The 6,015-nt window shown below is 63.0% G+C and carries 6 protein-coding genes; 2 read left to right on the top strand and 4 right to left on the bottom strand.

Features of this window, described 5'->3' with window-relative positions; translation table 11 throughout:
* Nucleotides 1-105: 105 nt before the first annotated feature.
* The 3 genes from P1U55_RS15520 to P1U55_RS15530 are packed head-to-tail and all read right to left on the bottom strand — an operon-like array spanning nt 106 to nt 3,492.
* Complete coding sequence (locus tag P1U55_RS15520) at nt 106-1,578, bottom strand: carboxypeptidase M32 (protein ID WP_301048547.1); 1,473 nt, start codon at nt 1,576-1,578, stop codon at nt 106-108.
* Nucleotides 1,579-1,580: 2 nt separating this feature from the next.
* A complete protein-coding gene (gene ctaA / locus P1U55_RS15525; protein ID WP_301048548.1) occupies nt 1,581-2,729 on the bottom strand; it encodes a heme A synthase in 1,149 nt (382 codons plus the stop codon).
* 46 nt (nt 2,730-2,775) lie between these two features.
* Complete coding sequence (locus tag P1U55_RS15530) at nt 2,776-3,492, bottom strand: RNA methyltransferase (RefSeq protein ID WP_301048549.1); 717 nt, start codon at nt 3,490-3,492, stop codon at nt 2,776-2,778.
* Nucleotides 3,493-3,663: 171 nt separating this feature from the next.
* Between P1U55_RS15530 and P1U55_RS15535 the strand changes: the two genes are divergently transcribed.
* Entirely contained in the window at nt 3,664-4,311 is a 648-nt protein-coding gene (locus P1U55_RS15535; RefSeq protein WP_301048550.1) for a thiamine phosphate synthase, read from the top strand.
* 244 nt (nt 4,312-4,555) lie between these two features.
* Here P1U55_RS15535 and P1U55_RS15540 read toward each other — a convergent pair whose 3' ends face one another.
* Complete coding sequence (locus P1U55_RS15540; RefSeq protein ID WP_301048551.1) at nt 4,556-4,828, bottom strand: DUF1153 domain-containing protein; 273 nt, start codon at nt 4,826-4,828, stop codon at nt 4,556-4,558.
* Between the two features lie 128 nt (nt 4,829-4,956).
* Here P1U55_RS15540 and mnmA point away from each other — a divergent pair.
* The coding region (mnmA, locus tag P1U55_RS15545) for a tRNA 2-thiouridine(34) synthase MnmA (RefSeq protein WP_301048552.1) at nt 4,957-6,015 on the top strand (1,059 nt) is incomplete at its 3' end.

Raw genomic sequence — 6,015 nt, forward strand, 5'->3', positions numbered from 1 at the left:
GATGAGGGCATCACCGCCTTCATCGAAAAGCGCCCCCCCGACTGGCAAAAATAACCGCCCGCACAAGACGGCCCCGCACAAGAACGGCAGAGCGGGCAAACCTCCCTAAAGGCGGTAAATCTCGCCAAACTTCGCTTCGAGATAGTCCAGCAAAGGCGCCTCGGTGGGCGCAAAGCCGCAGGCGTGCTCAATCGTGTCACGCGGCGTGCGCAGGCCACCGTGCTGTTGCAGGTTTTCGCGCAGCCATGTGGTCGCAGGCGATGTATCGCCCTTGGCAAGCGCCTCATCGACCCCTGGCACCGCCTCATGGATCGCCTGCATCAGGCAGCCCGCATATACGTTGCCAAGCGAATAGGTCGGGAAGTAGCCAAGCAACCCCACCGACCAATGCACATCCTGCAAGCAACCGTTTGAGGGCTTATCAACCGGATAGCCGAAATCGGTCTCAAAACGGGTGTTCCACGCCTCTTCCAGATCCGCCGCCTCAAGCCGCCCGGCAACCAATTCGCGCTCAAGATCAAAGCGCAGCAAAACGTGCAGGTTATACTGCACCTCATCGGCCTCAGTGCGGATGTAGCCCGGCTTCACCTTGTTGACCGCACCGTAAAATGCCTCGGCATCACTCACCGAAAGCGCACCGAAAGCCTCGGTCATCTGGTCATGCAGCCAGCCGTTGAAGGGGCGCGAGCGCCCTATCTGGTTTTCGTAGATGCGGCTCTGGCTTTCATGCACCCCCATCGAAACCCCCTGCCCCAAGGGCGTGAGCGCATATTCAGGCGCGATGCCCTGCTCATAGCAGGCGTGCCCAACCTCGTGGATGGTGGAGTAGACGCAGTTGAACGGATCGCTCTCATCGGTGCGGGTGGTGATGCGCACATCTGCGCCCGAGCCGCTGGAAAACGGATGCACCGCCTTGTCGATCCGCCCTTGGTTGAAATCAAAGCCAAAGGCCGCCGCAAGGGTGCGCGCCATCTCCATCTGGGGCGTCTCGGCAAAATGGCCCTCCAGCGTGGCAGGCTGGTGGGCACTGCCCAGAATAGCTTCGCGCAGCGCCACCAGGCGCGGGCGCAACGCGCCAAACATCGCCTCAAGATCGGCCGCCTTGGCACCAGGTTCATAATCATCGAGCAGCGCATCATATAAATCGCCGCCCCCCGCCAGCGCGGCGGCTTCCTCACGCTTGAGCGCCAGCACCTCATCCAGCACCGGCACAAAGGCGGCAACGTCCTCGTCCTGCCGCGCCGCGGCCCATTTGCCCTGCGCGATCGAGGTCACACGGGCCAGTTCAGCCGCCAGCCGCGCGGGCACTTTGGTTGAACGGTCATAGCTGCGGCGAATATGGCGCAGCATGGCCTCTCCGGTCGCATCGGGGGCCTTGGCCTCTGCCAGCCAGTCGCCAAGGCGCGAATCGGTGCGCCTTGCGTGCAGCACCCCGGAAATCGCCGCCATCTCATCGCCGCGCTGCTCGGCGGAGCCGCGCGGCATCACCGTTTCCTGATCCCAGCCAAGCCGCCCGGCCACCTGCCCCAGCGCCTCGGTATCGCGCTGAAACAGCATCAGATCATCAAAAGCCGCCATGTTTATAGCCCTTCCCGAAGCGTGCCCGCCCGCGGATAGCCCGCAAGAAACCGCGCTCGAATAATGAAAACCCAAAGCAAAACCGCCATGCCCTGATGCGCAATCGCCAGATACCAAGGCGAGAAATGCATCACCGTGACGATGCCCATAACCACTTGGCCCAACAGTAAAACCGCCATCCAGTCAAACGCGCGGCGCGTAACCTTGAACGCCGAGCGCCGCCCCCGCGACCAGACGAAAATGCCAAAGGCAAAGAGCAGGTACGCCACCATCCGGTGAATGAACTGCACCGTGCCGTCATTTTCAAAAAGGTTGCGCCAGACCGGCTCGATATCCCACATGCCAGGCGGCGTGAAACTGCCCGCCATCAAGGGCCAATCGTGGTAATTGCGGCCCGCGTCGATGCCAGCCACCAATGCGCCCAGCAATATCTGCACGAAGGCCAAATGCATCACCCCGGTGCCAAGCCCAAACAGCTTGCGCTCGCGGCTGCGGCGCGCCTGCATCAAATCCCGCTCCGGGCGGGAAAGCTGGAGGATCGACCATGTGATGATCCCGAGGATCGCAAAGGCCATGCCAAGGTGCGCCGCCAGCCGGTAAGAGGCCACATCCAGCATCTCGCCCGACAGGCCAGAATGCACCATCCACCAGCCAACGGCCCCTTGCAGCCCGCCGAGAAGCCCGAGGATCAGCAAGCGCGGCACCCAGCCCGCAGGCACTTGGCGGCGGGCCAGAAAATACACAAACCCGATCGCCCAAACGAGGCCCATGAGGCGGCCAAACTGGCGATGCCCCCATTCCCACCAGTAAATCCCCTTGAACTCAGCCAGCGTCATCTCGCTGTTTTGCAACTGAAATTCCGGGATCGTTTGATATTTTTCAAAGGCCAGCGCCCAATCGGCGGCACTCAGCGGCGGGATCGCCCCCTTGATCACATTCCACTCGGTGATCGACAGGCCACTATCGGTGAGCCGCGTCAGCCCGCCAATCAGGATCATCGCAAAAACCATCGCGAACAGCAGGATCAGCCAGCCGCGAATGGCGCGGCGCCCGGTGCTTTTTGCGGAGCGGTCAATCACCCCGGTTTCGCGGCTTGGGCGGGTGGTTTCGCCTGCGTCCACATCCTCGAAAATGCTGCGTTTTCCGGCCATGTCGTCTCCCTTACCCGCTCTCAGGTAGCGCGGGGCGCGTTGATGCTCAAGACTTGCCGCGCATCAGCTGCTTCAGGGCACCGTGCAACATCTGCACATCGCCCCGCGTCAACCCCAGCCGCGACCACATATTGCGCAGCACCACCTTCATCCCCTGCGCCTTCTCGGGGGGGAAGAAAAACCCTGCGTCTTCAAGGCTTTGCTCATAACGATCCGCCAGCTTTTCAACCTCGATCACCGAGGCAGCGGGCGCGTCCAGGCTCTGGCCCTGCGGCATCTCTTCGCGGCCCCATTCATAGGCGTTGAGCAGCACCGCCTGCGCCAGATTGAGCGAAAAGAACTCAGGGTTCACCGGCACCGTGATGATGTGGGTCGCACGCGCCACATCCTCGTTTTCAAGGCCCGCCCGCTCGGGGCCAAACATCACCGCCACCCGCTCCCCGCTCGCCACGCGGGCGCGGGCATCGGCCATCGCCTCTGCCGGGGTGAGCACCGGTTTGGTCAGGTCGCGGCTGCGCGCCGTGGTGGCATAAACCGTGGTGCAATCGCCCACCGCCTCGGCCACGCTCTCATGCAGCTCCGCCCCGTCCAGCACCCGCCCCGCGCCGCTGGCTAGCGCCGTCGCCCGGCTGTTGGGCCAGCCATCCCGCGGGCTGACAAGGCGCATCCGATCCAGCCCAAAGTTCCACATCGCCCGCGCGGCAGAGCCGATGTTTTCGCCCATCTGAGGGCGCACAAGCACAAAAACGGGCATTTCGGCCATTATCGGAAGCCTTTCAACGGGGTGAGACGCGATCTGCTGCGCGTGATACGCTTGGCGTGGGTAAGGCGCAAGGATCGCGGGCTCGGCCTGTACCACCGCGCCATCGGCAAAGTAGCCAAGCGTTGAAAACCCCGGTATAGGGCGGGGCAGCAAAGACCAAGGAGCCACGAAATGGCCAGCACCCCAAATGCCGCCGAGGCCACCGAGCCCGAAGCCCCGCAGATCTATCTCATCACCCCGCCAACCTTCGAATTATCTAGCTTTCCTAAAGCACTATCTCAGGTTCTTGATGCGGTTGACGTGGCCTGCATCCGCCTTGCGATGGCCTCCACCGATGAGGATGACATCGCCCGCGCCGCCGATGCGCTGCGCGAAGTGGCCCACGCCCGCGACATCGCTTTGGTGATCGACAGCCATGTGCAAATGGTGGAGCGGTTGGGGCTGGATGGCGTTCATCTCACCGACGGGGCCCGCTCTGTGCGCTTTGCCCGCAAAACAATCGGCGATGATGCGGTTGTGGGTGCCTTTTGCGGCACGTCACGCCATGAGGGGCTGAACGCTGGTGAGGCTGGTGCGGATTACATCAGCTTTGGCCCGGTCAGCGCCACGGCGCTGGGCGATGGCGCGGTGGCCGAGGATGAGGTGTTTGAGTGGTGGAGCCAGGTCGTTGAACTGCCCGTGGTGGCTGAAGGCGGCCTGACGGCTGGCCGCGTAACCGCCCTTGCCCCTGTCACCGATTTCTTCGGCATTGGCCCCGAAATCTGGGGAGAGGATGACCCTGCCGCCGCCCTCAAGAGCCTGATGATCGGCGCAGGCTGAGGCTCCTGTCACGGCGCGCAATGCCAGGTGCGACGGGCGCATCGGTGAGGGACGTTCCCCACGGCCTAAGCCGAGTCACAGCTGGTGCACCCCTCTTGCGCACCCGATATGTCTGCGATTGTAACTAAAAGAGAAAAAGTTAAACCCCCGCGCCAGCAACGTGACAGGCCGTGGCACCCGGTTTTCAGCGCGACAGGCTTCCTGACAACCGCCAAGCCCTGCCCGCCGCACATCGCCCAGCCACCTAGCGAAACCTCTGCACGCTGGTCGCCTTGAGCGCCTGCTCCCCATGGCGCTCAACGGCCTGTGCCCAACCCTCATATTCTTCATCGGAAATGTCATACATTTCCTTTGCCTCATCAAGGTTTAGCAACCCGTAAGACACCGCTCGAACCACCGCCGCCTTGCGGCTGGCAACCCAGCGTCGAGTCTCTGGCGAAGGCAGGTCCGCCCGGGTCATTACAGTGCCATCTGGGAGCGTGACTGCTCTCGGGCCATCTATGCGCTTGAGGAACATGGTTGGTCTCTTCATCCGCTGGAATACCCCTGACACTACCCGCCCGCTGATTAATGAGGCGTGAAGCGACCCTTGAGAGTGCTTAGGATTTTCCTATATTCCGGGCTTGTTCCATGAAGTGAGTCCCCATGCGCGATCATCCAGTAAATTCTCTGGGCTTTGCCAAGCCCCCCGCCGACACGCGCGTGGTGGTCGCCATGTCCGGCGGCGTCGATAGCTCGGTCGTTGCCGCCGAACTGGCCGCCGAGGGATATGACGTGGTCGGCGTTACGCTCCAGCTTTACGATCACGGCGCGGCGCTGGCCAAAAAGGGGGCCTGCTGCGCCGGTGTCGATATCCACGATGCCCGGCGCGTGGCCGAAACCATGGGCTTCCCACATTACGTGCTCGACTACGAAAACATCTTCAAGGACGCGGTGATCGAGGAGTTCGCCGAAAGCTACCTTGCGGGCGCCACCCCTGTGCCCTGCATCCGCTGCAACGAGCGGGTGAAGTTCAAGGACCTGCTCGAAACCGCCCGCGACCTTGAGGCCGATTGCATGGCGACCGGCCACTATATCCAGCGGATCGAGGGCGCGGCCGGCCCCGAGCTTCACATGGCCGGCGATCCGGGCCGGGATCAAAGCTACTTCCTGTTCTCGACCACGCCCGAACAGCTGGCCTACCTGCGCTTCCCGCTTGGCCACCTGAAATCCAAGGCCGAAACCCGCGCCCTGGCCGAAAAGCACGGCCTGCCCGTCGCCATGAAGCCCGACAGCCAGGACATCTGCTTCGTCCCCGATGGCAACTACGCCGCGGTGATCGAAAAGCTGCGCCCCGGCGCGGGCGAGCCGGGTGAAATCGTTGACCTTGAAGGCAACAAACTGGCCGACCACAAGGGCGTGATCCACTACACCATCGGCCAGCGTCGCGGCCTTGGCATCGGCGGCCTCACCACGCCGCTCTACGTTGTGCGCCTTGATCCTGATGCCCGGCAGGTGGTGGTTGGCCCCAAAGAGGCGCTGGCTAAGCGAACCGTTCCGGTGCGTGAAATCAACTGGCTGGGCGATTCCCCCCTCACCCCCGGTGAGGAAATCGAAATCCGCACCCGCATCCGCTCCACCCGCCTGCCCGCCCCGGCCATCCTGCGCCCCATGGCAGACGGCACCGCGCAGATTGATCTGCTCACCCCGGAAGAGGGCGTCTCC

Source organism: Vannielia sp., from assembly GCF_029212645.1.
Lineage (GTDB): Bacteria > Pseudomonadota > Alphaproteobacteria > Rhodobacterales > Rhodobacteraceae > Vannielia.